Origin of the sequence: Actinophytocola glycyrrhizae (assembly GCF_042653545.1) — a bacterium.
In the GTDB taxonomy this organism is placed as follows: domain Bacteria; phylum Actinomycetota; class Actinomycetes; order Mycobacteriales; family Pseudonocardiaceae; genus Actinophytocola; species Actinophytocola glycyrrhizae.
This window is the reverse complement of the sequence record NZ_JBHSIS010000006.1, coordinates 107606-130588: the sequence shown is the minus strand read 5'-3', so window position 1 is coordinate 130588 and position 22983 is coordinate 107606. Positions and strand designations below refer to the sequence as shown.

The following is a 22983-nucleotide window of genomic DNA, read 5'->3' as shown; positions in this document are numbered from 1 at the left end:
AGCAAGGAGTTGTGACAAGTGGCGTTCAATGTGTCGTGTTCGCCCGGCAAAGTGGCGGCGGCGGCGTTCATGCGGGTCACGCCGCAGTTACCGGCACTGGTCCTCTACCTGGACCCGGTGAACCTGGCGATCCAGTTGCCGTCATTCCCTGGCGGGACTCTCGTGTTGGCGAAGTTCTGTCGGGAGCTGGCACGGGAAGCCGCCAAGCTGGCCGCCGAGATCGACCCGGACGGCGAACCTGCCCCGCCGGAGCGCGGCCCACGGCATCGGCTGGTGACTGGTGATTACGGCGATTCGGGGGCGAGCTACTGATGGGTGGATGTCAGCTCGTTCCGTCGTCGGTGGCTGAGGCACACGAAGCGCTGTGGCGACGCAGGCCAGCCCATGACGCGGCCCCTGAGGAGTGGGCGGCGTTCCACCGGCACAGCGCGGAGGTGTACGCGGCGGCGGCGAAGGCCGACGAGCCGAATCGGCATGAGGCGTCGCAGTACGCGGTGTTCGCGATCAGGCGGGCCCGGGAGATCGAGCACCGGCTCAACCCCGACGGTGATGACGAGTGACTGAAGCAACCGAAGCGCTGGCCGAGTCGCTGGAAACCGCCGTCACTCGCGCGGTGGGCGAAGAGTTGCGGCGCGTGCGTGAAGCTCGCGGGTGGTCGCGTGCGTACTTCGTGAAGCGGTTGCCGTCAGGTATCGGTGACAGGACGCTACTGGCGTATGAGCACGGCGTCCGTCAGCTGACCCTGTCCCGCTTGACCGAGCTGGCCGAGGCTCTGGAGGTCGACCCGGCGACAGTCGTCGCACGCGGGCTCCAGCGAGCACGTCGGCGCCTGGACCACCTGACCTTGCACGTCGACCTCCCCGCGCTGCTCAACCACGACGGCGCAGGCCGGGGGAAGTTCCGGCCGATGATCCAGTGGGCCCGCAACGCCCTCATCGACAACCCGCACGGCGTCGCGGAGATCGACACCCGGGTCGTACGCAACCTCGCGCTGTTCACGGGCTGCTCACACCACGAGTTGGCTGAGTACCTGGCCCAATTCACCCCACCACCGGGGGACGTCGAGACCGAGTAGAACCCGATATGAGCAGCCAACCTGCTGGGCACATCGCGAATGGACTTAGCGTGCCGTTTACAATTGCTCAATGCCAATGATGCGACTAAAGCGCTTGACGGGCGCTCCGGACGCGAGCTCGCCAGTCGTGGCAAGTCTTACAGCGTCCTTTGTTATGACGTGAACGCCCTTCGCTGGCTTGCCGACATAGCGAGCTGAAGCAATGATCCACAACGCCTCCATTTGCCGCAGAGCTAGATCAATGAGCCATAGCGTTCGTGGAACACTGCACCATTTCGTAGTCTCCCGCCAGGTTCGCTCCTTCCCTACCTTGGTTGACTCAAGAAAGGCAACACTAAGCCCTCGGTGACCGAGCACAGCTTGGCCAGAGTCATCACTCAATCCGATGTATGCCTCACCAGGTATAACCGTCATGCCATGCTTGACAGCGTTATACATATTGGCGTCTTCGTTCAGGTTCTTACTGAGGAGTCGGAGTAGCATGATCACAGCATCGACGGCGTCATTCCATTCTTCTCCAGGTTCATCCGGAGCTGCCCCCAAGAACACATGTCCGATTTCCCGGCGACGCTCCGGAGCCCATGTATTTGCCGCGAGCCGGTCGACCTCTTCGCGGAACCGGCGTGGCTCGCGAAGAGCCGAACATTCGATCCAGGGGCAAGCTGGCCTGCCTTCGTGGCCAAGAAACAGGCGAATAAGAGCCTCGCTTGCGTGATGCAGGAGGATCTCTGACTCGGCAACAAGAAACGCCTGGTGCAGCCTGGTTTCGTTGTCGATGTCGCTGGATGGCTCTAGCTTGAGCTCTATACCTTCGAACGAGATACCCTGCTCAAGGAATTCGTCGAGCTCGCGCATTCGCGTCGCAGCCAAGACAAGCAGGAATTGACGGCGTCGAAAGTAAGCAGCTGGATTCCCCGTGTAGAATCCTTCATTGAGCTTCTCCCACGGCTGTTCTGAGTGCATCTGCTGGACCTATACCAGTCGCCCAGCTAGGTCGTCGAGTTGAGCGAGGTCGTCTTCGAATGCAGACGGATCGACGTCTAGTTGATCACAAATATTGCGGAGGGATCTGCTCACAACTTGAAGCGCCTGAGATGCATTCTCAAGGCCATGTTTGATGAGCTCAACTTCACCGATACTTAGTTCCAAATCTGTGATCTGGCTACGCAGCTCGTCAAGGTCGTGGCTGCCAGATTCTGTCATTAGTGAGCCTCCCGGTTTCGGCGCGCTGGGGTCGTACCTCGCTTAGATCGCGCATGGCATGGCCGTTGTTACTCGGAGAAGGGACGCTCTAGCAACTGTTGATTCACTGATGCCGGTTGCAGGCCGCGCCGAACGCGACGGCATCGATCCGATGCGGCAGGGCGCAATAGCTGCGATCTCCTCTGGGTCATTGCCGTGCGCGGGTGGGGTGTGGGCAAGTGCGTCGGTTCGTCACCGGCTCTCGGCTTCAGCAGGCTTCGGGCACAGGGTCCCGTGCAGGCTTCAAGGCCAGGTTGTCAGTGCCCGCCTGTACGGTCGCACCGTGACCAGTAGAAGTGCCCATCAGAGGTCCGCCGACTTGATCGCCGACGAGTGGTCGAGAAGCGACGATGGCCGAGAAAGACTGTTCAAAGCATATTGGATGATGCGAGATAGTGACATTTCGAATGAACTCAGAGGGTATCTCGATGTTTGGGGGCAACCCTATGGCGGCTGGACAATGGGTCAACTATCGGCACTCTATTGTATTTGGTATCTGATGACGAACGAGCACGTGGCCTACGCCCAGTTCGACGTAGGGTCGCCTCCGCTCAAGGATAGTGAGCGCGATGGTAACCAAGCCCTGCTGAATGGCTTGAGTGACAATCTCGAGATTGAAGTCCATTCAACACAACGAGGTGGCGATCAGGACGGCGTAGTATGGTGCTCTGAGTTTGATATGTTCTTTATTGGATCAACACGACCTATTGAAATAGAAGGCTTGCGAACTGTTCCGCTCGAAATCGGATACACTGACGCCAGTAGTATTCTACTTCATCTCACTGGATCGGGATTCGGGGTTGCCCGGTGGCCTTACGGTAGCCGTTTCGTTACTGTTCTTTCTCCCGTTCCTGTCACCAAGTTTCAGAATTGGCGTTCTCTCGACGATAGACCGAGTTGGGAGCATCAAATCCAGCGTGACATAGCGGAATTTGTGAACCGCGTGGTTATCGGCAGAATGTTTGGCCAGCGTGCTGCGGGACTCGCAGGTTTAAGAGGACGCGAATTTTTCGTGTTGCCATCCGAGTGAAGTTAACAAGTGAAGATCATCCAGTAAAATTCTCGTTGTCTGGCGTGAGTGCTCCAAGCATCGCTTCTGCCGACGTTCCCAGAGCTTGTGATGCGACCATTAGTAGTACTCGCGCCATGTCGCTGAGTCCGCTGACCAGCGGTATCGCGCTACCGTCTTTCTCCACGATGCTGTGAACTATCCGTTCGTATTCGGTATGATCGGGCAGAAGCAACGCGCCGATAGCTGCGCTAGACCGCCGCGCTGCGCCGCGCTGATGCGTCGTGAGGTGTTGCATTACCGGCGATTGACGCCGAGGGCGTGCGGGCGGTTCAGTGAGCGTGGCGACAGCGTTCAGGGATTCCGTAGTTGGAATCGTCTTCCACGTTACCTGACCGGCGTTGTCAGGTAATGAAAAGCATGCCGGGTACCCGTCGGTGTCGCCTACGCGCGTGCGCGCGCCGGTAAGCGTGGGCAAGACTTCTCTAACTCGGTCCAAACGCATCACAAATGCGACTCGTTCGATGGAATCTAAACCCTCGGCTGCCTCATCGACGAAGGGCAATACGGGAATAATCTCGTCAGATTCGGTAAGCATCCGCCGTACAATGCCGCCCCAGTTGAAGCTCGAAGACAGAAGCGTCTGCCGAGCCAGATATGGAACTAGTTCCATATCTCCGCTCAGAGAAGACTGAATAGTAAGGCCGGACAGAGGTACGCCACCGTGTTGAGCAAAGTCGCGTAGTTTGTACATTAGCCGGTAGCCGGGGAATCGATCGAAAGCTTCGTTAGTTGCGCGAGTGTGGTCTTGTAGTTGTTTGCTTGCCTCGCCGAAGGCCGTGAGGGCGAAGTCTCTGTTTGTCTCGAGGTAGAACCGTGTCGAAACCAGCCAATTGAGCAGCTCGTTCATGAACGTCACGGTCAAGTGTCGCTGGTCGACATCACGGAAGGCGCCATTGAAATCATCGAGATTAGTGAACAAGTCGCGAAGATCGAGAATGCGATGGTAATTCCTGACCATGACACTATACGCAGTCCGCGTTGCAAGTTCTTCATAACGGCCGCAAGCATCGACAATCGATGCGTAGTCGGCCTCCGAGATATCCGCCTTGATCCGTATTTCCATGCCTCGCTGACCAGGCCGCTGATGCCAAGATCCTAGGCAGTACCGCGTCAATTTCATCTCCTGATTTTTGCCTGTCCTGACATCCGGAGAGCTTTGGGTACTTTAGAGAAACAGGTGCCCTCTACTTGGCGCTCCAGGTCGTGACTCAGATTCAACTTGGACCATCGACCCCGCGCCGCGCGGATGCGGCGGGGTCCACACCATTGTGCACAGCACACACTATGGGCTCGCAACCTTAACTGGCTGGGGGTATGTAGATCGAGAACTGAGCAGGACCTGATACCACAACCCTGCGGAACCAATGCCGACGTATGCGGCACTGAAGTCCGGCGACGTGTCGATCCTGCAGGTCACAGTTATGTCACCAAATGAGCCTTCGCCTACGCTGGTGATCGGGGGGCCGCGGCCCCCCTCAGCGTGGCCGTCGCGAACTCGGCTATCCCCTGTTCGAACGTCGTCTTCGCCATGAAGCCCAGCTTCTCCCGTGCCGCCCTCGGGTCCGCCACCACGTGCCGCACGTCGCCGGGTCGGGCGCCACCGACCACCTTCGGGGCCGGGCCGTGGCACGCCTTGGCCAGCTCCGTGGCCAGCTCGCCCACCGTGTGCGGGGTGCCCGAGCAGACGTTGACCGGGACGAGCGCGCCGTCCGGGGTGGTGGCTTCGACCGCCAGGACGTTCGCGCGGGCCACGTCCGTCACGTGTACGAAGTCGCGTCGCTGGTTGCCGTCTTCGAGCACCGTGGGCGCCTCGCCGCGTTCCAGCGCCGAGCGGAACAGCGACGCCACGCCCGCGTACGGCGTGTCTCTCGGCATCCTCGGCCCGTACACGTTGTGGTACCTCAGCGCCCACACCCCGCCACCCGTCTGGCGAGCCCACGCCGACGCCAGGAACTCCTGCGCCGCCTTCGTCGCCGCGTACGTGCTGCGCGGGTCCATCGGGGCGTCCTCGGGCACCAGGCCGGGGGACAGCGCCGCGCCGCAGGCAGGGCACGGCGGGTCGTAGCGTCCGTTGTCCACATCGGACACCCGGCGTGGCGCGGGCTGGACGACGCCGTGGTCGGCGCACTCGTAGCGGCCCTCGCCGTACACGACCATCGACGAGGCCAGCACCAGGTGCGAGACGCCCGCCCCGTGCATGGCGCTCAGCAGCTCGGCGGTGCCGAGATCGTTGTGCGCCACGTACTCCGGTGCGTCGGCGGGGGACACGCCGTGGCCCACCATCGCCGCCTGGTGGCACACCACGTCGACACCACTCAGGAGGTCCGCCAGCAGCGCCGGGTCGCGGATGTCGCCGACCACGCCGTCGAAGTCCGCGGTGCTGCCGTGGGCCTTCGGCAGCAGGTTGTCCACCAGCAGAGTGTCGTGGCCGTGCGCGGACAGCGCCTCCGCCACGTGGGATCCGATGAAACCGGCGCCGCCGGTGACCAGCACTCGCATGCCGGCGACGGTAGGCCCGCCACCGGCACGTGGGCGAGCGCAGGCGGCCGCACGTCACCGAACCGTCAGATTCTCGACGGCGGTTCGAGTTCGGGTCGTGCCACCGGCTCGCCGGGCCGGCGGGCTGCCGGTGGCGAAACGGCAGGCCCGGCTACGGTGAGCGCATGGAACGGAGCGCGCAGCGGCTCGGCAGAGCCCTCATCGTGATCGTGGACGACCGGGTGGCGAACGGGGAGCACGAGGACACCGTGGGGCCGCTGGTCACCGAGTTGTTGGAGGAGAACGGGTTCATCGTCGACGGGACCGTCGCGGTGGCCGGGGAGAACGTGGTCATCCGCAACGCGCTGAACACCGCGGTGATCGGCGGCGTCGACGTGGTCATCACCGTCGGCGGCACCGGTGTGTCGCCCCGCGACGTGACCCCCGACGCCACCCTGGGGGTGCTGGACCGGCCGATCCCGGGCATCGCCGAGGCGATCCGGTCCTCCGGGCTCGCCGCCGGCGCCGTGGACGCCGGCATCTCGCGGGGGCTTGTCGGGATCTCCGGCAGCACGCTGGTGGTCAACCTCGCCGGGTCGCGGTCGGCGGTGCGCGACGGGATGGCGACGTTGTCCGCGCTCGTGCCGCACGTGATCGACCAGCTTTCGGCACTGGACTGATGCCCGGCCGGCCGCGTCGGGACGCCGAGCCCGACCTCGACGAGATCTTCGGCGACGTGCTCCCGTCGACGACGTCCGACGAGCGTGACCCGACCCCGCCCGACGACCGCGACGACTGGTACGAGCGAGAGCGCCCACCCCACCACTAGGCCGGTCCGCCTCCCCGGAATCCGTGTGTTGGTCGCGAGCGGTGTCTTCTGCCGGGACCCACAGGAGTGCTGGAGGACTGCTTCCCAGCACTCCTGTGTGGCTGTCAGTACGGGCGTTGCGGTGGCCTCCCGCCCTGCGGGGGCATGCCGCCCTGGGGCGGCTGCTGCGGGCCCTGCCCCATGGGCACCCGCTGTTGCTGCTGGCGGAGGAGGTCGCGGATCTCGGCAAGCAGCTCGATGTCGGTCGGTTCTGACGGGCCCGCCTCGTCGCCACGCCTGCGGCGGTCCTGGAGCTTCTTCATCGGCAGCACGATCAGGAAGTAGACGACCGCGGCGATGATCAGGAAGTTGATGGCCGCCGTGATGATCGCCGCGAAGTCCATCCTCGACTCTTCGTTGCCCGCGACGATGGTCCACGACAGGCCGGACACGTTCGCGCCGCCTATGGCCGCGATGAGCGGCTTGATGAAGTTGTTGGCGATGGCGGTCACGATCGCGGTGAACGCCGTGCCGATGATCACCGCGACGGCCAGGTCCACGACGTTCCCGCGCATCAGGAAGTCCTTGAAACCCTTGAACATCGGCGGGCTCCTTTCACTCGGTGTGCCGACGCAGCGTAGTGACCTGCACACGGTGCCGACCGCCGGGCAGGCCGCCGGGTCAGCGCAGGGTGACCGCCACCGGTCGACCAAGGGACGCCGCGGCCACCTTCGTGGCCTCCGCCCTCGGCAGAGCCAGGACCACCAGGTGACCCTCCGCCGCCTCGTCCGCGGGCCGGACCGTCAGCACGGTGGCGTTCGCGGCCAGGACCACCGCGTCCGACGGTGTCGTCGCCGACACCGTCACCACGTCCACGCGTAAGCCAGGGGTCAGCAGGGCCGCCACCGCCGGGTCGGCCAGGCGGAACGGCACCGCCGCCGCGGCCGGATCGCCCGCCGTGAGGCGCGTGTTCTCGGTGCCGAGCAGGCGCGCGCTCGTGAGCGGTTCACCCGCCGTGGCCGCGCCTGCCAGCACCCGGCCCCGCACCTGGGCCGGGTCGGTCAGTGCGGAGCGCGGGCGTAAGGACGGCGCCAGCCGCGACACCGTCACGTCACCGTCGCGCAGGGTCGTGCCGGGAGGCAGGTCCCTGGCGGCCACCAGCATCGGCACCGTGCCCGGTTCGCGGGGACGCGGGCTGACCGCCAGCACGGCCGCGGCCAGCACCAGCAGCGCGGCCACCACACGGCGGACGGCGAGCCTGCGTGGCCAGCCGCGGAGGGGGAGCTTCATGGGACCGACGGTACGGCGGGGACACGACAAAAACGCCAGGTTACCGGCCGGTTGTGGACAACTCAGGCGGCTGTGGACAACCTCGTCAGGAGGCGACCTTGGTCGCCGAGGACGACGAGGTCGACGGTGCGGACGAGGACTTGTCCGACGACGTGGTGGTGGACGTCGAGGACTTGTCGGACGAGGACTTGTCCGCCGACTTGTCCGAGGACGGCTTGTCGGACGAGGACGACTTGTCCGCCGTCGCCGCGGCCTTGCTCTCCGAACGGCTGTCGGTCCGGTAGAAGCCGCTGCCCTTGAACACCACGCCCACCGAGCCGTACAGCTTGCGCAGCTTGCCCGCGCACTCCGGGCACTCGGTCAGCGAGGCGTCGCTGAAGGACTGCACCGCGTCGAAACGGTGGTCGCACGCCGTACACGCGTACTGATAGGTGGGCACGGGTGACTCCCTCTTCCCCAAGTCGCTGGCACTCGTAACGATGGAGTGCTAAGAACAATGATGCGCCAACGCGGGCCCGGAGCGCAAACGTCCTCGAGCGATTCACACGAAGCGCAACAGTCCCCGGTTCGGGGTGAGGACCGCCGTCATCCTGATGTCGTGCCGCTCGGCCGGCAGCGCCTCGAAAATCTCCTGGTCACGCACCACGGCCACCAGGTGTGTCCCGGTGGCCGTGTCCGCGAGCGAGCGGTCGTAGTGACCAGCACCACGTCCGAGGCGAACCCCGTTCCGGTCCACCGCGAGCGCGGGCACGAGCACCAGATCGGCGATCCGCAGCGCGAACGACCCCAGCAGCTCGCCGATCGGCTCCCGCAGCCCGTACGGACCGGGCCGCAGCGAGTCCCTGCCCTGGTACCAGCCCCAGTCCAGCGGCCCGTCACCGGTCACCACCGGCAGCAGGACCCGCGCACCGAACTCGGCGAGGTCCTCCAGCATCTGCGCGGACCCCGGCTCGGAACCGATCGGCACGTACGCGCAGACCGTCTGCCCAGGGCGCACGATCCGGCCGCTGGTCAGGTGCGTCGACAGGGAGATGGCCTCGGAGAACCGGACCGCTCCCGGCACCCGTCTGCGTTCGGCGAGCAGCTCTTTGCGCCACCGCCACTTGGTGTGTGCGGCTGACTGACTTGGATCACTCCCAGGCCGGGCCACCACATGAGGTTAGAGTCGTTGTCCATGGCGCAATCCACCGCAGTCACTTCCGGCCACGGCGCCGCCCAGGCCGCAGGCATCCGAACCGCCATCGTTCCGGCCGCCGGCCTGGGCACGAGGTTCCTGCCGACCACCAAGTCCGTACCGAAAGAGCTGCTCCCGGTCGTCGACACACCCGGCATCGAGCACGTCGCCACCGAGGCCGCCGAAGCCGGGCTCGAACGGCTCGTGATCGTCACCTCGCCGGGCAAGGACGCCGTCGCACAGTACTTCCAGCCGCAGCCCGAACTGGAGGAGGAGCTGCGCAGCCGGGGCAAGGAGAAGCTCGTCGAGAAGATCCGGCGCGCCCCCGGCCTGCTGAAGAAGGTCGAGACCGCCATCCAGGAGAAGGCGCTGGGGCTCGGCCACGCGATCGGCTGTGCCGAGGGCAACCTCGACGACGACGAGCAGGCCGTCGCCGTCCTCCTCCCCGACGACCTCGTGCTGCCCCGCGGCGTGCTCGGCCGCATGCTGGCCGCCCGCGCCAAGCACGGCGGCACCGTGCTGTGCGCCTTCGACATCCCCAGGGACCAGATCTCCGCCTACGGCGTCTTCGACGTCGAGGACACCGACGACCCCGACGTCAAGAAGGTCAACGGCATGGTGGAGAAGCCGCCCGCCGACCAGGCGCCCTCGACGTTCGCGGCGGCGGGCCGCTACCTGCTGGACCGGGCCGTCTTCGACGCGATCAAGCGCATCGAGCCGGGTGCGGGCGGCGAGCTGCAGGTCACCGACGCGATCGCGCTCATGATCAGCGAAGGGCATCCCGTGCACGTCGTCGTCCACCGGGGCGGACGTCACGACCTGGGCAATCCTGGGGGGTTCCTGCGTGCCGCCGTGGACTTTGCGCTCTCCGACCCCGAGTATGGGCCTGATCTGCGCGAGTGGTTGCGCGGGCGTATCGAGGAGTAGCCGAGCACGGTGAGGTCACCGCGATGAGGTCAGTCGACGAGCAGCTCGGGCGGGCGCTCGCCGCCGCAGTACGGCCTGCGCCGGTACGGGTGGCCATCTCCGAGGCGCAGGGACTCCTGTGCGCGGAGGAGGTCGTCGCAGAGCGCGCCCTGCCCGGCTTCGACCAGGCGGCGGTGGACGGCTACGCGGTCCGCAGCGTCGACGTCCAGGCCGCTGGCACCGAACCGGTGCTGCTGCCGGTCGTCGGCGAGATCGTGGCGGGGTCCCGGCAGCCGCGCAGGCTGCAGCCGGGCCAGGCCGTGCGGGTCGTCACCGGCGCGCCGCTGCCCACGCTCGCCGACGCCGTCGTGCCGGTCGGCTACACCGACGGTCACCAGGCACGCGTGACCGTCAACCAGCCGGTGCCCTCGGCCGCCTTCGTCCGGCGCACCGGCGAGGACGTGCAGACCGGTGACGTCGCCGTACGCCGTGGCGCCGCGATCGGCTCGGCACAGGTCGGGCTGCTCGCCGCCGTCGGCAGGGCCAAGGTGCTCGTGTACCCGCGGCCGAGGGTGTCGGTGATCTCGCTCGGCGACGAGCTCGTCGACATCGACCGCACCCCCGGCCAGGGCCAGGTCTACGACGTCAACTCGTACTCGCTCGCCGCCGCCGCGCGCGACGCGGGCGCCGAGGTCAACCGCGTCGGCGTCGTGGCGACCGACTCGCGGCGGCTGCGGGAGACCATCGAGGGCAGGCTGCTGCTGAGCGAGATCGTGGTCATCTCCGGCGGCGTCGGTGGCGAGCTGGCGCAGGAGATCCGCTCCGCGCTGTCCGACCTCGGCGACATCGACATGACCCGGGTCGCCATGCACCCCGGCTCCGTGCAGGGCTTCGGCAGGCTCGGGCCCGACGCGGTGCCGACGTTCTTCCTGCCGAGCAACCCGATGAGCGCGCTCGTCGTGTTCGAGGTGATGGTGCGGCCGCTGATCCGTGCGGCACAGGGGAAGCGCAACCCGCACCGGCGCCAGATCACCGCCCGGCTACTGTCCCCGATCGTGTCGGTCAAGGGACGCCGCGGTTACCTGCGCGCACAGCTGCTCCGGGACGAGAGCAACGGCGAGTACCTCGCCCAGCCGCTCGGCCAGTCCGGGTCGCACCTGCTCGCCTCGCTCGCCGAGGCCAACTGCCTGATCCTCGTGGACGAGGAGACCACCGAGGTCGTAGTGGGTGAAGAGGTCCAGGTCAGTTTCCTGGCCCAACGTGGCTGAGCAGTTGAGCCACCGCCACGAACCCGCCGGCAGCCACCCGGGCTGGCCTGCCCGCCTCGGACCACTGCGCGTCGGCGCGGGAGTGCTCGAGGTGCGCAAACCCAAACTGTCCGACGCGGCGGCGTGGAGCCGGGTCCGCCGTCGCGACCGGCGCCACCTCGAGGCGTGGGAACCGACCGCGCCAGGCGAATGGGACAACAACAACGCCGCGTTCGCCTGGGCCGGCCAGTGGTCCACGCTCCGCGGCCTCGCGCGGCGCGGCATGTCGCTGCCGTTCGTGATCACCGTCGACGGCGAGCTCGCCGGTCAGGTGACCGTCGGCAACGTCGTGCGCGGCTCGCTCTGCTCGGCGTGGATCGGGTACTGGGTCGGCACGCACGCCGTCGGCGGCGGGGTCGCGACCGCGGCCGCCGCGCTCGTCGTGGACCACTGCTTCGCCGATGCCGGGCTGCACCGGCTCGAGGCCACCGTGCGGCCGGAGAACACGGCGAGCATCCGGGTCCTGAGGAAGCTCGGCTTCCGCCAGGAGGGGCTCTTCCGGCGGTATCTCGACGTCGCGGGCGGCTGGCGCGACCACCTCTGCTTCGCACTGACCACAGAGGACATTCCGAGTGGACTGGTGCCCCGGCTGGTCGCCGAGGGGCGCGCTGAGCACGGGTGATCACCCGAAAGCGCGTCGGCGCGCCTCCGACACACCTGTGACTGTTGTGACTAACGTGGCACCCGGGTCATCGCACAAAATGACACATGTCTGCGCGGGGGAGGTGCCGAGGCATGCCGAGCTCACTTGTCGTGGTCGCACTCGTGATCGCGTGGCTCGTCGTCCTCGTGCCCATGATCGTGCGCAAAAGACAGGAGGTCGCCAAGACCGGCGACTCCGAACTGGGCGCGCGGGTACTGCGCACCGGAGAGGTGGACGAAGAGGGGGCGGAGTTCGGCACCGAGCACGACAGGTTCGACACGGAGGAGGCCGCCGTGCACGGAAGCGACGATGTCCGGGAAGATTTCGAGGGAGAATTGGTGGCGCAGGTCACCGAAGCCTCGGAGGATGTGCCGGATGACGACGCGGACCAGGCCGACATGAGCTACTACGAGGACTACCCCGCGCGCCGGTACCGCCCCGGCAGAGGCGGCTTCGACCCGGAAGCCGCCGCCGTCATCGCACGTGCCAGATACGCCTTCCGCCAGCGCGTCGTCCTCGCCATGATCATCGGCGCCATCCTCACCGCCATCGGCGCCGCCGTGATCTACCCGCAGCTGTGGTGGGCCCACGGCGCCATCGACCTCACCCTCGTCACCTACCTCGGCTACCTCCGCAGGCAGGTCCGCATCGAGGACGAGATCCGCGAACGCCGCCTCGCCCGCATGCAGCGGGTACGCCGCGCCCAGGCACTCGCCCGCCCCCGGTACCAGGAAGAGGAACCGAGGACCGTCGAGGAGTACGTCGAGGAGATCTACCACGAGGAAGAAGAGCCGGTCGGACGCCGCGAACGCGTCCTCGACGGACCACCCGCGCCACCCACCCACCACGGCGCCGCCGCCGTCGTCGACCTCGACGACGAGGACCCCGCCTTCGAAGACCTCGACGAACCCGGCAACCTGCCCTACCGCCGTGCGGTGGGTGAATAGGGGTCTGATACGCTTCCCCGGCACACAGACCAGGGGCTGTAGCGCAGTTGGTAGCGCGTCTCGTTCGCATCGAGAAGGTCCGGGGTTCGATTCCCCGCAGCTCCACACTGGGAGGCGAGTGCTCGCGTAGAGCGCTCGCCTTTGTGTTTCGCTCATCATGTTGGGGGGCCGAGCCCCCCAAGCCCCCCACGGTGCGGGTTGTTCCTGACCCAGCTTGGTTGCTTTCGCCATGGTGCCCCCCTTGCCGCTTCCCCCTTGCGGCTTTTCCCCCTTGCGGCTTTCCCTCTTGCGGCTTCCCCCTTGGTGCTCCCGCTTGGTGCTTGTCGCGACGTGGGAGCGCGGCGGGCGGTCCCAGAGCGGATCGGTGCCGTGAAAGGTGCGTTCACGGCATATCGAGTGCCGTCAATGGGCCGTTCAGGGCGCTCAGCGCCCTGAACGCGCCTTTCAGGGCATTGCCATGCCGTCAACGCGCCTTTCACAGCACCAAGCCAGGGCGCTGCGCGCCCGGCCCGCGCGCCCCGGGCCCGCGAAGCGGGCGCCTGCCTGCGCAACCCCGGTGGTGGCGTAAGCCACCCAGAGGGGCTCCCTGCCATCCCGTCGACCTGGCAGGCAGACCCGAACCCAACCGCCGCCAATCTCCCTCCGCCACCCCCGAGACCTGCCCGTCCGGCGAGGACAAACCCACCAGACAGACAACCCCCAACAGCAGGTCGCCGCGGGGCGGCCGGAATTTCTGTCGGACAGCGGGTTCACCGATGAGCTGGCGCTGCTGATGCTGGCCGGGATGACCGACGGGCCGTGGCAGGTCGAGCGGGCCGCCCGGGACAGGCTCTTCGTCGCCATTCCTGTGTTCCTCGTCGCCGGGAACCGTGGGGGCTGATGCCTTGCGCGCGGGCCCGTCCATCGGCTTAGCTGCCGGGTGGCATGCGCACGCTGATCATCGACAACTACGACTCGTTCACGTACAACCTGTGCCACCAGGTTGGTGCGGTGACCGGCGTGGCCCCGACCGTCGTGCGCAACGACGAGCACGTCGACCTCGGTGGGTTCACCCACGTGATCGTCTCGCCGGGGCCGGGGCGGCCGGAAAGGGCCGCTGACTTCGGCATCTGTGGCGATGTCATCGCCACCACGCACCTGCCGCTGCTCGGGGTGTGCCTCGGTCACCAGGGCATCTGCCACGTCCACGGTGGTGCGGTCGGTCCCGCTCCGCGGGTGCGCCACGGCGAGACCTCCGCCGTGCACCACGACGGGACCGGCCTGTTCGCCGGGCTGCCCACACCGTTCACCGCGGTCCGCTACCACTCGCTGGCCGTGACGCGGCTGCCCGACGTGCTCGAGCCCGTCGCCACCAGCGACGACGGGGTGCTCATGGCGGTGCGGCACCGTGAGCGGCCGCAGTGGGGTGTCCAGTTCCACCCCGAGTCGATCCGCACCGAGCACGGGCACCGGCTGATCGCGAACTTCCTGGCACAGCAGGGGAAACGGCCCTCGGTCACGGTGCGCACACGAAGACCCGGGTCCGTGATCCGGCACCGTCGCGTGCACACCGCGGCGAGCGCGGAGACCGTGTTCGACACCCTGTACTCCGGCGCCGACCACGCGTTCTGGCTCGACAGCGCCGACAGCGCCGACGGCGGCGCCTCCGGTGGCCGGTTCTCCGTACTCGGCGACGCGAGCGGGCCGCTCGCGCGGGTCGCCACCGCGGACGTCACCACCGGCACCGTCACGATCCGCCGCGCTGACCAGCCGGACGAGGTCACCCACAGCGGCTTTCTCGACTGGCTGGCCGCCGACCTCGCGCGCAGGCCCGTCACCCCGCCCGACGTCCCGTTCGACTTCGCGCTCGGCTGGGTCGGCTATCTCGGCTACGAGCTGAAAGCCGAATGCGGCGCCGAGTCCGCGCACCGCTCGCCGCACCCCGACGCGGCCATGATCTTCGCTGACCGCGCGGTCGTGTTCGACCACCGCCAAGGCGAGGTCCACCTGCTGACCCTGAACGACGACAGCTGGCTCGACGACACGGAGAAAATCCTCGCCGCGCTGCCCCAGGACAGTAGCGAAACCCCCACCCAGTCCCGGGGGCGTCCCGCCGTGCCAGTCTACCGGCAGGGGGTGACGGAAGCGGGGGTTCACGGGTCGGCTGTGGACAACTCACCCTGCTGTGGACAACTCGAGCTGAGTCCGCTGCGAGCGCGGCACGACCGGGCCCACTACCTCGACCTGATCGCCGCCTGCCAGCGGGAGATCGTCGCAGGGGAGACCTACGAGGTCTGTCTCACCAACCAGCTCACCGCCGACGGCAAGCTCGACCCGTGGCCCGCCTACCGGCGCCTGCGCCGCGCGAACCCCGAGCCGTTCAGCGCGTTGCTGCGGTTCGGTGAGCTGAGCGTGCTGTCCGTCTCGCCGGAACGCTTCCTGCGGATCACCCCGGACGGCGTCGCGCTGTCCGAGCCGATCAAGGGCACCCGGCCGCGCGGCGCCACCCCGGAGCAGGACGCGGCGCTGCGGCTGGAGCTCGGCGCCGCGGCCAAGGACCGCGCGGAGAACCTGATGATCGTCGACCTCGTGCGCAACGACCTCGGCAGCGTCGCCGCCCTCGACGGGGTGACCGTCGAGCGGCTGTTCGCCGTCGAGACGCACCCGACCGTGCACCAGCTGGTCAGCACGGTCCGCGCCACACTCGCGCCCGGCCGCGGCGCCGTCGACGCGGTCCGGGCCGTGTTCCCCGGCGGCTCCATGACCGGCGCGCCGAAGCTGCGCACCATGGCGATCATCGACCGGCTCGAAGGCGGTCCCCGTGGCGTGTACTCCGGCGCGCTCGGTTACTTCTCGCTGTCCGGCGCCGCCGACCTCGGCATGGTCATCCGCACCATCGTGGCCGGCGCCGACCACGTGTCCTACGGTGTCGGCGGGGCCGTGATCGCCTTGTCCACACCGGAGGACGAGGTGGCCGAGACCGTCGTGAAGGCCGCGCCGCTGCTGCGCCTGCTCGACCAGGACTTCCCAGGGGAAGGGGACCCATGACGATCCTCGACGAGCTGGCGCACCCGGTCGTGCAGGCGCCGATGGCGGGTGGCGGGTCGACGCCGGAGCTGGTGGCCGCCGTGTCGAACGCCGGTGGCCTCGGCTTCCTCGCCGCGGGCTACCTGTCCGCGGCCGCCGTGCGGGACCAGATCACCAGGACGCGGGAGCTGACGGACCAGCCGTTCGGGCTCAACGTGTTCGTGCCCGAGCGGTCCACAGTGGACACCGACGGGGTGGACGCCTACGCCGCCGAGCTGGCGGAGGAGGCCGAACGGTACGGCGTCGCGCTCGGCGACCCGTCCGGTGGCGACGACGACTGGGCCGCCAAGCTGGCGCTGCTGTCGACGGCGCACGTGCCGGTCGTCAGCTTCACGTTCGGCTGCCCGGCGCCCGACGTCGTCGCCGAGGTGAAGCGGCACGGGTCCGAGGTGTACGTGACCGTCACCGCCGCGGACGAGGCCCGCGAGGCGGTCGCCGCGGGCGCCGACGGGCTGGTCGTGCAGGGCCAGGAGGCCGGTGCCCACCGGGGGAGCTTCAAAAACGAGGGCATCGACCACACCGGGCTGATCCCGTTGCTGCGCAAGGTGTCCGCCGCCGTCGACGTGCCGCTCGTGGCCACCGGCGGGCTCGCGACCGGCGCGGACGTCGCGGCCGTGCTCGCCGCCGGTGCGAGCGCCGCGCAGCTTGGCACGATGTTCCTGCCCTGCCAGGAGAGCGGGGCGAACCCGCTGCACCTCGCGGCGCTCGCGGCCGGTGACACCCCGACGGCCATCACGCGTGCCTTCACCGGCCGGCCCGCGCGGGGGCTGGTGAACCGCTTCCTGTCCGCGCACTCGGCCGCGGCGCCACCGGCGTACCCGCACGTCCACCAGCTGACCAGGGACCTGCGGAAAGCCGGCGATCCGCAGGCCATGTCACTGTGGGCCGGGCAGTCCTACGAGTTCGCCCGGCGACTGCCCGCCGCGGAGCTGGTGCGGGAACTGGGTGCCGGAGCACGGAGCGCTCTGGCCGCCGCGGCACGGCGGTGGGCTTAGCCAGGTAGGCACGCAGCACCGCGGCACCGATCCTCGGCAGGTCACCTGTACCGCGGTAGGTCAGGTACAGCGGCTCGCGGCGTGGCTGGAACTTCGCCTTGAACGCGTGCAGCGAGCCGAACCCGTACAGGGGCTCCATGAGCCTGCCCATGCCGTCGAGCACACGCTGCACCAGCGACGCCCTGTGGTGGCCGGTACGGACCAGCGGCGCACCCGACAGTGACACCAGCTCAGCGCCCTCCGCCTGGAACGTCACGCAGGCCTCGGCGATCAGGAACTCGATCACCGGCCGGAAACCGCCGGGCCTGCGGCGCATCATGTCGAGTGTCCACCCGCGGGGTTCGCCGTCCGGGCCCATGACCGGCAGCCAGGACGTGACGCCGTGGACCGTGCCGTCGGCGTCGACCGCGATGCCGGCCCGGACGCGCGGGTCCATGGCCTCGGTGACGCCGCCGAGCGTGAAACCCAGCTCCGGGGTGCGTTTTCCGCGCAGCCAGCCGGCCGACACCGCACGCACCTGCCGGATGATCGCCGGGCTCTCGTCGGCGAGGGTGACCATGCGGAACGTGATGCCGTCCTTGCCGGCCCGGTTGCGGGCGGTGCGGATGTCCTGCCACTTCCTGCCGCGGAACGCGAGGCCCGGCAGGTCGACGATGGTGTCCTCGGCGACCTGGACCCGCTTGGCGCCGACCGCGTCGGCGGTGGCCGCGCTGACCGAGAACCACACCGGGACCAGTCCTTCGCGCGCGCAGTGGGCGGCGAACGCGGCCGGTGCCCCGCGCTGCCAGGCGGTCGAGCCGACCGGGTCGCCGACGGCGATCGCGACGCCCGCGTGGCGGCGGTAGGCCACGTACCCGCCGTCGCCGTACAGGTACTCGGTGCCCGGCCACGTCGTCATCCACGACAGGGTGCCACCGCCGTGGGTCTCGAGGAGGTCCACGGCGCGGTCGGCACCGGTCACCTTCCCGGTGCGGCGGACGAACAGCGGGCCAAGCGGCAGCGCGACCGCGACGGCGACGAGGTGCACGAGGTCCGCGAGGTTGCCGACGACCAGCATCGACCCGGCGACGTAGCCGACCAGGCCGGTGCGGGTCCAGAACCGCCACCTCGGTGCGAGCGTCGCGGTGGCGACCGCGGCGGCGGCCATGGCGCCGCCGGACGGGCCGACGTCCGACGCGGACCCGAGCGCGCCGCCCGTCAGGTCGGCCAGCGCGACGGCCCCGAACACCCCGGTGAGGTGCCCGGCCGCCCAGGCGGTGACGGCTCGTGCGGTGCCGAGCCGGTGTTCGAGGAAGCCGACGAACGCGGCGAAGCTCGCCAGCACCGCGACGTAGCAGAGCGGGGTGATCGCGAACGGCGCTCCGGTGAGGACGGTCCACCATCGGCCGTCCTCGAACGCGGGCACACCGTAAGCAACACGATCACCCAGAGGGTGGTCCGCCACTGCGGTGACAAATGTGTCGGAGAGGACGCCAAAGGTAACGATGACGACGAGTCCGATCGCGGTGAACGCCTGTCGGCGCAACAGCTGGACCGGCATGGTGACCTCCTTCTTCGGCACGAGAACAACCCTCGTCGCAACCGTGCGCGGAAGCACTGGCGCCAACACCCGAAACGGGGGTGGGGCTACCCCCCGCCCCACGGCCTCGTCGTCCCGACCTATCAGGACACTGAAAGACAGGACATGAGTCGCTACTTACGGGCCTCCGTGGCCCTCGCCTCGGCGTTCGCCGGGGCCGTGCTGTGCACCGCACCCGCCATCGCCGCGCCCTCCGGCGATCCCGTCGCCGGTGACGACCGTGCCACCGCGCACGCGGACAACGTGGTCGCCGCCGACTGCGCCGAGCTGTACCCCGGCAGCCACGACGTCACCGGCGACCTGACGAAGACCGACGACGGCACCTACCTCGACATCACGGCGGTCGCCGACGGCGTCGAGGTCGTCGGCGTGATCGTGAAGGGCGGGCCCGCCTACAACCGTTACGACGCAACGGACCTCGGCGCGCTGCCGTGGCTCGATCTGCACTCGCCGAACGTGTCCAGCGGCAAGGCCGCGGCCATCAGCCACTGGTTCGCCTGCGGTACCGGCGAGCCGACGACGACCACCCCGTCGATGCCGCCGTCTACCCCGCCGTCGTCCTCGTCGTCCACCCCGTCGTCCTCGGTGACCACCACCACGCCGACCGACAGCTCGGCACCGGCGTCGACGACGACCACCGGCCCGGAGTCCAGCAGCGCCGCGGTCACCACCACCACGTCGGCCGACGACATCGCGCCCGTCGCGCAGGACGACGACCTCGCGTCGACCGGCTTCGACGGCGGCTGGCTGGTCATGCTCGCCGCGGGCCTGCTGCTCGCCGGTGGCGCCGTGCTCTTGCTCATGCGGAGCCGCGCACGTAGCTGACGCTCCTCCCGACCCACACGGGACGCCCCCAGACCCCGGGCGTCCCGTTCTTGTCGGTGGGTCGTGACATCGTGGGTGTCATGACAGAGCTTCCGGCGTGGCTGCGGCAGGGGGTCGACGCGATCGCCTCCTGGCAGGACTCGTTCGTCCCCTACGACGCGCACCCCAGCGGGCACGTCGACCCCGAGGCGTTCAAGGCCGGTTTCGAGGAGTTGGTCGACCGGCTGGGCGCGGCCAACTACCCGTACTTCCACCCGGACTACGCCGGGCAGATGCTCAAGCCGCCGCACCCGGTGGCGGTGGCCGGGTACCTGACGGCGATGCTGGTCAACCCGAACAACCACGCCGACGACGGTGGCGCGGCGACCTCCAGGATGGAGCGCGAGGTGGTCGCCGACCTCGCGGCGATGTTCGGCTTACCGCAGCACCTCGGGCATCTCACCGGCGGCGGCACGGTCGCGAACCTGGAGGCGTTGTTCATCGCGCGGGAGTCCCACCCCGGGCGTGGGGTCGCCTACAGCGCGGACGCGCACTACACGCATTCCCGCATGTGCCACCTTCTCGGCATCGAGGGGCACGCCGTGCCGGTCGACGCGGCAGGCCGGATGTCCATGCCCGCGCTGGCCGGGCTGCTGGCGACCGGTGCGGTCGGCACCGTCGTCCTGACCGCGGGGACCACCGGCCTCGGCGCCGTCGACCCGATCGACGAGGCGCTGGCGCTGCGCGCGGAGTACGGGGTCCGGTTGCATGTGGACGCCGCGTACGGCGGGTTCTACACGCTGCTGCCGGACCTGGCGGACGCGGCGGCGTTCCGCGCGATCGCGCGGTGCGACTCGGTGGTCATCGATCCGCACAAGCACGGGCTGCAGCCCTACGGGTGCGGGGCGGTGCTGTTCGCCGACCCGTCGGTCGCGCGGTTCTACCACCACGACTCGCCGTACACCTACTTCACCGAGTCCGACCTGCACCTCGGCGAGATCAGCCTGGAGTGCTCGCGGCCGGGCGCCGCGGCGGCCGCGCTGTGGCTGACGCTGCGGGTGCTCGGCACCGAAGGGCTGCGCGGGATCCTGGCCGCGAACCGGCGGGCCGCGCAGCGGTGGGCGTCCTTGCTGGCCGCGTCGGACGAGCTGGCGCTGTACCAGGAGCCGGCGCTCGACATCGTCACGTACTTCCCGGCGCGCGACACGCTGTCGGCGGTCGACGCGGCGACCGCGCGGGTGCTGACCGAGGGCATGAACGCGGCGCGAGACCCGGTGTTCCTGAGCGTGCTGAGGATGTCCTCGGCCGCGTTCGCCGAACGCGGCCACGACGTCACCGCGGACACCGACGGCGCGCGGGTGCTGCGGAGCGTGCTGATGAAACCCGAGTCCGAGCAGCGGGTGCCGCGACTGCACCGGCTGGTCACGGAGCTGGCTGCGCAGGGGTCGGCCGGTGCTCGCTGACGTCCTGCCCTACCTGTCCTGTCCGCACTGTTCGTCCGGGGTGGACCTGGCGGGCGGCGCCGTGCGGTGCGCGTCCGGGCACACCTTCGACGTGGCGCGGCAGGGGTACGTGACCCTGTTGCCCGGCAGGGTGGCCGTGACCGGGGACAGCGCGGAGATGGTCGCCGCGCGGCAGGAGTTCCTGTCCGCCGGGCACTACGCGCCGGTCGTCGCCGCCGTGGTCGCCGCCTGCGCGGGGGAGGGGTGCGTGCTGGATCTCGGCGCGGGCACGGGCCACTACCTGGCCGCGGTGCTCGACGCGTCGCCGGACCGGGTCGGCATCGCGCTGGAGATCGCCAGACCGGCGCTGCGGCGCGCGGCCCGCGCGCACCCGCGCCTGGGGGCGGTCGGCGCCGACACCTGGCGGCGGCTGCCCGTGCGGGACGGTGTGGTGCCGGTGGCGCTCAACGTGTTCGCGCCCCGCAACGCCGCCGAGATCGCGCGTGTGCTGACCCGGGACGGGCGGCTCGTGGTGGTCGCGCCGACGGCCGCGCACCTGCGTGAGCTGGTGGCCGGGCTGGACCTGCTGACCGTCGGCGAGGACAAGGCGTCGCGGGTGACGGCGTCGCTGCCGGGGTTCGCGGTGTCCGCGCAGGACACGTGCGAGTTCGCGATGTCGCTGGACCACGACGAGGTGCTCGCGCTGGCGGGGATGGGGCCGAGCGCCTGGCACGTGGCCCCGGCCGCGCTGCGGGAGAAGGTGGCGGCCCTGCCCTCGCCGGTGCGGGTGACCGCGTCGGTGACGGTGACGACGTATGTGAAGGGAGCGTGATGGTCCGGTACGCGATCGTCGGCGCCGGGCAGCGGGGTGCCGGGTACGCGGAGTGGATCGGAGCACAGCCGGGCGCGGAGGTGGTCGCGGTGGCCGAGCCCCGTGCGCACCAGCGGGAGCGGCTCGCCCGCGAGCATGGGGTGACGCGGGTGTTCTCGTCGTGGGAGGAGCTGGCGGCGGCCCCGAAGCTCGCCGACGCGGCCGTGGTGGCCACACAGGACAGCGAACACGTCGGGCCCGTGGTCGCGCTGGCCCGCAAGGGATACCACCTGCTGGTGGAGAAGCCGCTCGCGCCGACACCGGAGGAGTGCACCGCGCTGGTCGACGCGGTCACCGAGGCCGGGGTGCTGTTCGCGGTGTGCCACGTGCTGCGGTACCGGCCGTACACCCGGCTGGTGAAGCGGCTGGTCGACGAGGGCAGGCTCGGTGAGATCGTGAGCGTGCAGCACCTGGAACCGGTGGGGCACTGGCACTACGCGCACTCGTACGTGCGGGGCAACTGGCGCCGCACGGACCAGGCGTCGTTCATGCTGCTCGCGAAGTCGGGCCACGACATCGACTGGCTGCGGCACATCGTGGGCAGGCCGGTCGAACGGGTGTCGAGCTTCGGCTCGCTGCGCCACTTCACGGCGGAGCACGCGCCGCCCGGGGCCGCGGACCGCTGCCTGGACTGCGCGGTGGAGCAGACCTGCCCGTACTCGGCGCGGCGGCTGTACCTGGGCATGGTGCGCGAGGGCGCCACGGGCTGGCCGGTGAGCGTGCTGACCGACGAGGTGAGCGAGGCGTCGGTGACGGCCGCGCTGCGGGAGGGCCCGTACGGCCGTTGCGTGTACCGCTGCGACAACGACGTGGTGGACCACCAGGTGGTGGCGATGGAGTTCGCGGGCGGTGCGACGGCGACGTTCACGATGACCGCGTTCACCCCGCACGTCGACCGCCGCACCCAGATCTTCGGCACGCGGGGCTTCCTCGACGGCGACGGCGGCCAGGTGCGCCTGCACGACTTCGTCACGGAGCGGACCGAGGTGCTGACGGTCCCGAGTGACGGCCAGGACGCGGAAGCGGGCCATGGCGGCGGCGACGCCGGTCTGATGGCCGCGTTCACGACCGCGGTGGAGACCGGCGACGCGTCCCACATCCTGTCCGGCCCGGCCGAGTCCCTGGAGTCGCACCTGGCGGTGTTCGCCGCCGAGCGCGCCCGGCTCTCCGGCACGGTGGAACGGGTCCACTGGCCGCGCGGCCAGAACGGTCCGGTGACGTGAGGAACCTTCCTGTCCGTCGCCGGGGACGCCGCATCTACAGTGGCGGCACCACCCTTGAGAG

General features: G+C 69.1%; 23 protein-coding genes, 1 tRNA gene and 1 pseudogene. 17 read left to right on the top strand and 8 right to left on the bottom strand.

Annotated elements, in window-relative coordinates; genetic code table 11:
• Nucleotides 1-18: 18 nt before the first annotated feature.
• Genes ACFPCV_RS11365 through ACFPCV_RS11355 form a run of 3 tightly spaced genes read left to right on the top strand, consistent with a single transcriptional unit; the run spans nt 19 to nt 1075 of the window.
• A complete protein-coding gene (locus ACFPCV_RS11365) occupies nt 19-312 on the top strand; it encodes a hypothetical protein (RefSeq protein WP_378056054.1) in 294 nt (97 codons plus the stop codon).
• A 29-nt stretch (nt 313-341) separates the two neighbouring features.
• The gene (locus ACFPCV_RS11360) at nt 342-560 is read left to right on the top strand and encodes an AMED_5909 family protein (protein WP_378056053.1); all 219 of its coding nucleotides are present in this window, start codon (nt 342-344) and stop codon (nt 558-560) included.
• Nucleotides 557-1075, top strand: coding sequence for a helix-turn-helix domain-containing protein (locus ACFPCV_RS11355; RefSeq protein ID WP_378056052.1), 519 nt, complete (start codon nt 557-559; stop codon nt 1073-1075). Before ACFPCV_RS11360 ends, ACFPCV_RS11355 begins: the two co-directional genes overlap by 4 nt.
• A gap of 57 nt (nt 1076-1132) precedes the next feature.
• Here the strand turns inward: ACFPCV_RS11355 and ACFPCV_RS11350 are convergent, their stop codons facing one another.
• A complete protein-coding gene (locus ACFPCV_RS11350) occupies nt 1133-2038 on the bottom strand; it encodes a hypothetical protein (protein ID WP_378056051.1) in 906 nt (301 codons plus the stop codon).
• Nucleotides 2039-2636: 598 nt separating this feature from the next.
• Here ACFPCV_RS11350 and ACFPCV_RS11345 point away from each other — a divergent pair.
• Nucleotides 2637-3347, top strand: a complete 711-nt coding sequence (locus tag ACFPCV_RS11345; RefSeq protein WP_378056050.1) for a hypothetical protein — start codon at nt 2637-2639, stop codon at nt 3345-3347.
• A gap of 16 nt (nt 3348-3363) precedes the next feature.
• On the opposite strand, the gene ACFPCV_RS11340 is transcribed toward ACFPCV_RS11345, so the two are convergent.
• Together ACFPCV_RS11340 and ACFPCV_RS11335 are read right to left on the bottom strand one after the other, a co-directional pair.
• Nucleotides 3364-4452, bottom strand: a complete 1089-nt coding sequence (locus ACFPCV_RS11340) for a hypothetical protein (RefSeq protein WP_378056049.1) — start codon at nt 4450-4452, stop codon at nt 3364-3366.
• Between the two features lie 380 nt (nt 4453-4832).
• Nucleotides 4833-5888 carry an NAD-dependent epimerase/dehydratase family protein gene (locus ACFPCV_RS11335; protein ID WP_378056048.1) on the bottom strand — a complete coding sequence of 352 codons (1056 nt, stop codon included), beginning with the start codon at nt 5886-5888 and terminating at the stop codon, nt 4833-4835.
• Between the two features lie 164 nt (nt 5889-6052).
• Here ACFPCV_RS11335 and ACFPCV_RS11330 point away from each other — a divergent pair, with 164 nt between their 5' ends.
• A complete protein-coding gene (locus ACFPCV_RS11330; protein WP_378056047.1) occupies nt 6053-6547 on the top strand; it encodes a MogA/MoaB family molybdenum cofactor biosynthesis protein in 495 nt (164 codons plus the stop codon).
• Nucleotides 6547-6696 carry a hypothetical protein gene (locus ACFPCV_RS11325; RefSeq protein ID WP_378056046.1) on the top strand — a complete coding sequence of 50 codons (150 nt, stop codon included), beginning with the start codon at nt 6547-6549 and terminating at the stop codon, nt 6694-6696. The genes ACFPCV_RS11330 and ACFPCV_RS11325 overlap by 1 nt, the downstream gene beginning before the upstream one ends.
• A gap of 104 nt (nt 6697-6800) precedes the next feature.
• Here the strand turns inward: ACFPCV_RS11325 and mscL are convergent, their stop codons facing one another.
• The 4 genes from mscL to ACFPCV_RS11305 form a co-directional block, all read right to left on the bottom strand.
• Nucleotides 6801-7277 (bottom strand): large-conductance mechanosensitive channel protein MscL, encoded by a 477-nt coding sequence (mscL, locus tag ACFPCV_RS11320; protein ID WP_378056045.1) that lies wholly within the window; start codon nt 7275-7277, stop codon nt 6801-6803.
• A 79-nt stretch (nt 7278-7356) separates the two neighbouring features.
• Nucleotides 7357-7965: an SAF domain-containing protein gene (locus tag ACFPCV_RS11315; RefSeq protein WP_378056044.1), complete on the bottom strand. Its 609-nt coding sequence runs from the start codon at nt 7963-7965 to the stop codon at nt 7357-7359.
• An 85-nt stretch (nt 7966-8050) separates the two neighbouring features.
• The gene (locus ACFPCV_RS11310; protein ID WP_378056043.1) at nt 8051-8404 is read right to left on the bottom strand and encodes an FmdB family zinc ribbon protein; all 354 of its coding nucleotides are present in this window, start codon (nt 8402-8404) and stop codon (nt 8051-8053) included.
• A 102-nt stretch (nt 8405-8506) separates the two neighbouring features.
• Nucleotides 8507-9115 carry a 5-formyltetrahydrofolate cyclo-ligase gene (locus ACFPCV_RS11305; RefSeq protein ID WP_378056042.1) on the bottom strand — a complete coding sequence of 203 codons (609 nt, stop codon included), beginning with the start codon at nt 9113-9115 and terminating at the stop codon, nt 8507-8509.
• 24 nt (nt 9116-9139) lie between these two features.
• Between ACFPCV_RS11305 and ACFPCV_RS11300 the strand changes: the two genes are divergently transcribed.
• From ACFPCV_RS11300 to ACFPCV_RS11270, 7 genes are all read left to right on the top strand, one after another.
• Nucleotides 9140-10066, top strand: coding sequence for a UTP--glucose-1-phosphate uridylyltransferase (locus ACFPCV_RS11300; RefSeq protein WP_378056041.1), 927 nt, complete (start codon nt 9140-9142; stop codon nt 10064-10066).
• A 23-nt stretch (nt 10067-10089) separates the two neighbouring features.
• Entirely contained in the window at nt 10090-11313 is a 1224-nt protein-coding gene (glp, locus tag ACFPCV_RS11295; RefSeq protein WP_378056040.1) for a molybdotransferase-like divisome protein Glp, read from the top strand.
• On the top strand, nt 11306-11974 hold the full coding sequence (locus ACFPCV_RS11290; protein WP_378056039.1) for a GNAT family N-acetyltransferase: 669 nt from the start codon (nt 11306-11308) through the stop codon (nt 11972-11974). Before glp ends, ACFPCV_RS11290 begins: the two co-directional genes overlap by 8 nt.
• A gap of 113 nt (nt 11975-12087) precedes the next feature.
• Nucleotides 12088-12942 carry a divisome protein SepX/GlpR gene (gene sepX, locus ACFPCV_RS11285; protein WP_378056038.1) on the top strand — a complete coding sequence of 285 codons (855 nt, stop codon included), beginning with the start codon at nt 12088-12090 and terminating at the stop codon, nt 12940-12942.
• Between the two features lie 32 nt (nt 12943-12974).
• Nucleotides 12975-13047: transfer RNA gene (locus ACFPCV_RS11280), tRNA-Ala, on the top strand.
• An 819-nt stretch (nt 13048-13866) separates the two neighbouring features.
• Nucleotides 13867-15969, top strand: coding sequence for an aminodeoxychorismate synthase component I (gene pabB / locus ACFPCV_RS11275; protein ID WP_378056037.1), 2103 nt, complete (start codon nt 13867-13869; stop codon nt 15967-15969).
• A 2-nt stretch (nt 15970-15971) separates the two neighbouring features.
• Nucleotides 15972-17003 (top strand): NAD(P)H-dependent flavin oxidoreductase, encoded by a 1032-nt coding sequence (locus ACFPCV_RS11270; protein ID WP_378056916.1) that lies wholly within the window; start codon nt 15972-15974, stop codon nt 17001-17003.
• A gap of 67 nt (nt 17004-17070) precedes the next feature.
• On the opposite strand, the pseudogene ACFPCV_RS11265 reads toward ACFPCV_RS11270, so the two are convergent.
• A pseudogene (locus tag ACFPCV_RS11265) lies at nt 17071-18060 on the bottom strand (bifunctional lysylphosphatidylglycerol flippase/synthetase MprF); the annotation flags it as partial.
• A 627-nt stretch (nt 18061-18687) separates the two neighbouring features.
• Between ACFPCV_RS11265 and ACFPCV_RS11260 the strand changes: the two are divergent.
• The 4 genes from ACFPCV_RS11260 (at nt 18688) to ACFPCV_RS11245 (ending at nt 22922) form a co-directional block, all read left to right on the top strand.
• Entirely contained in the window at nt 18688-19407 is a 720-nt protein-coding gene (locus ACFPCV_RS11260; protein WP_378056036.1) for an LPXTG cell wall anchor domain-containing protein, read from the top strand.
• Nucleotides 19408-19487: 80 nt separating this feature from the next.
• Nucleotides 19488-20849, top strand: coding sequence for a pyridoxal phosphate-dependent decarboxylase family protein (locus tag ACFPCV_RS11255; RefSeq protein WP_378056035.1), 1362 nt, complete (start codon nt 19488-19490; stop codon nt 20847-20849).
• Entirely contained in the window at nt 20839-21660 is an 822-nt protein-coding gene (locus tag ACFPCV_RS11250) for a putative RNA methyltransferase (protein WP_378056034.1), read from the top strand. Before ACFPCV_RS11255 ends, ACFPCV_RS11250 begins: the two co-directional genes overlap by 11 nt.
• On the top strand, nt 21660-22922 hold the full coding sequence (locus ACFPCV_RS11245) for a Gfo/Idh/MocA family protein (RefSeq protein ID WP_378056033.1): 1263 nt from the start codon (nt 21660-21662) through the stop codon (nt 22920-22922). The genes ACFPCV_RS11250 and ACFPCV_RS11245 overlap by 1 nt, the downstream gene beginning before the upstream one ends.
• Nucleotides 22923-22983 lie beyond the last annotated feature (61 nt).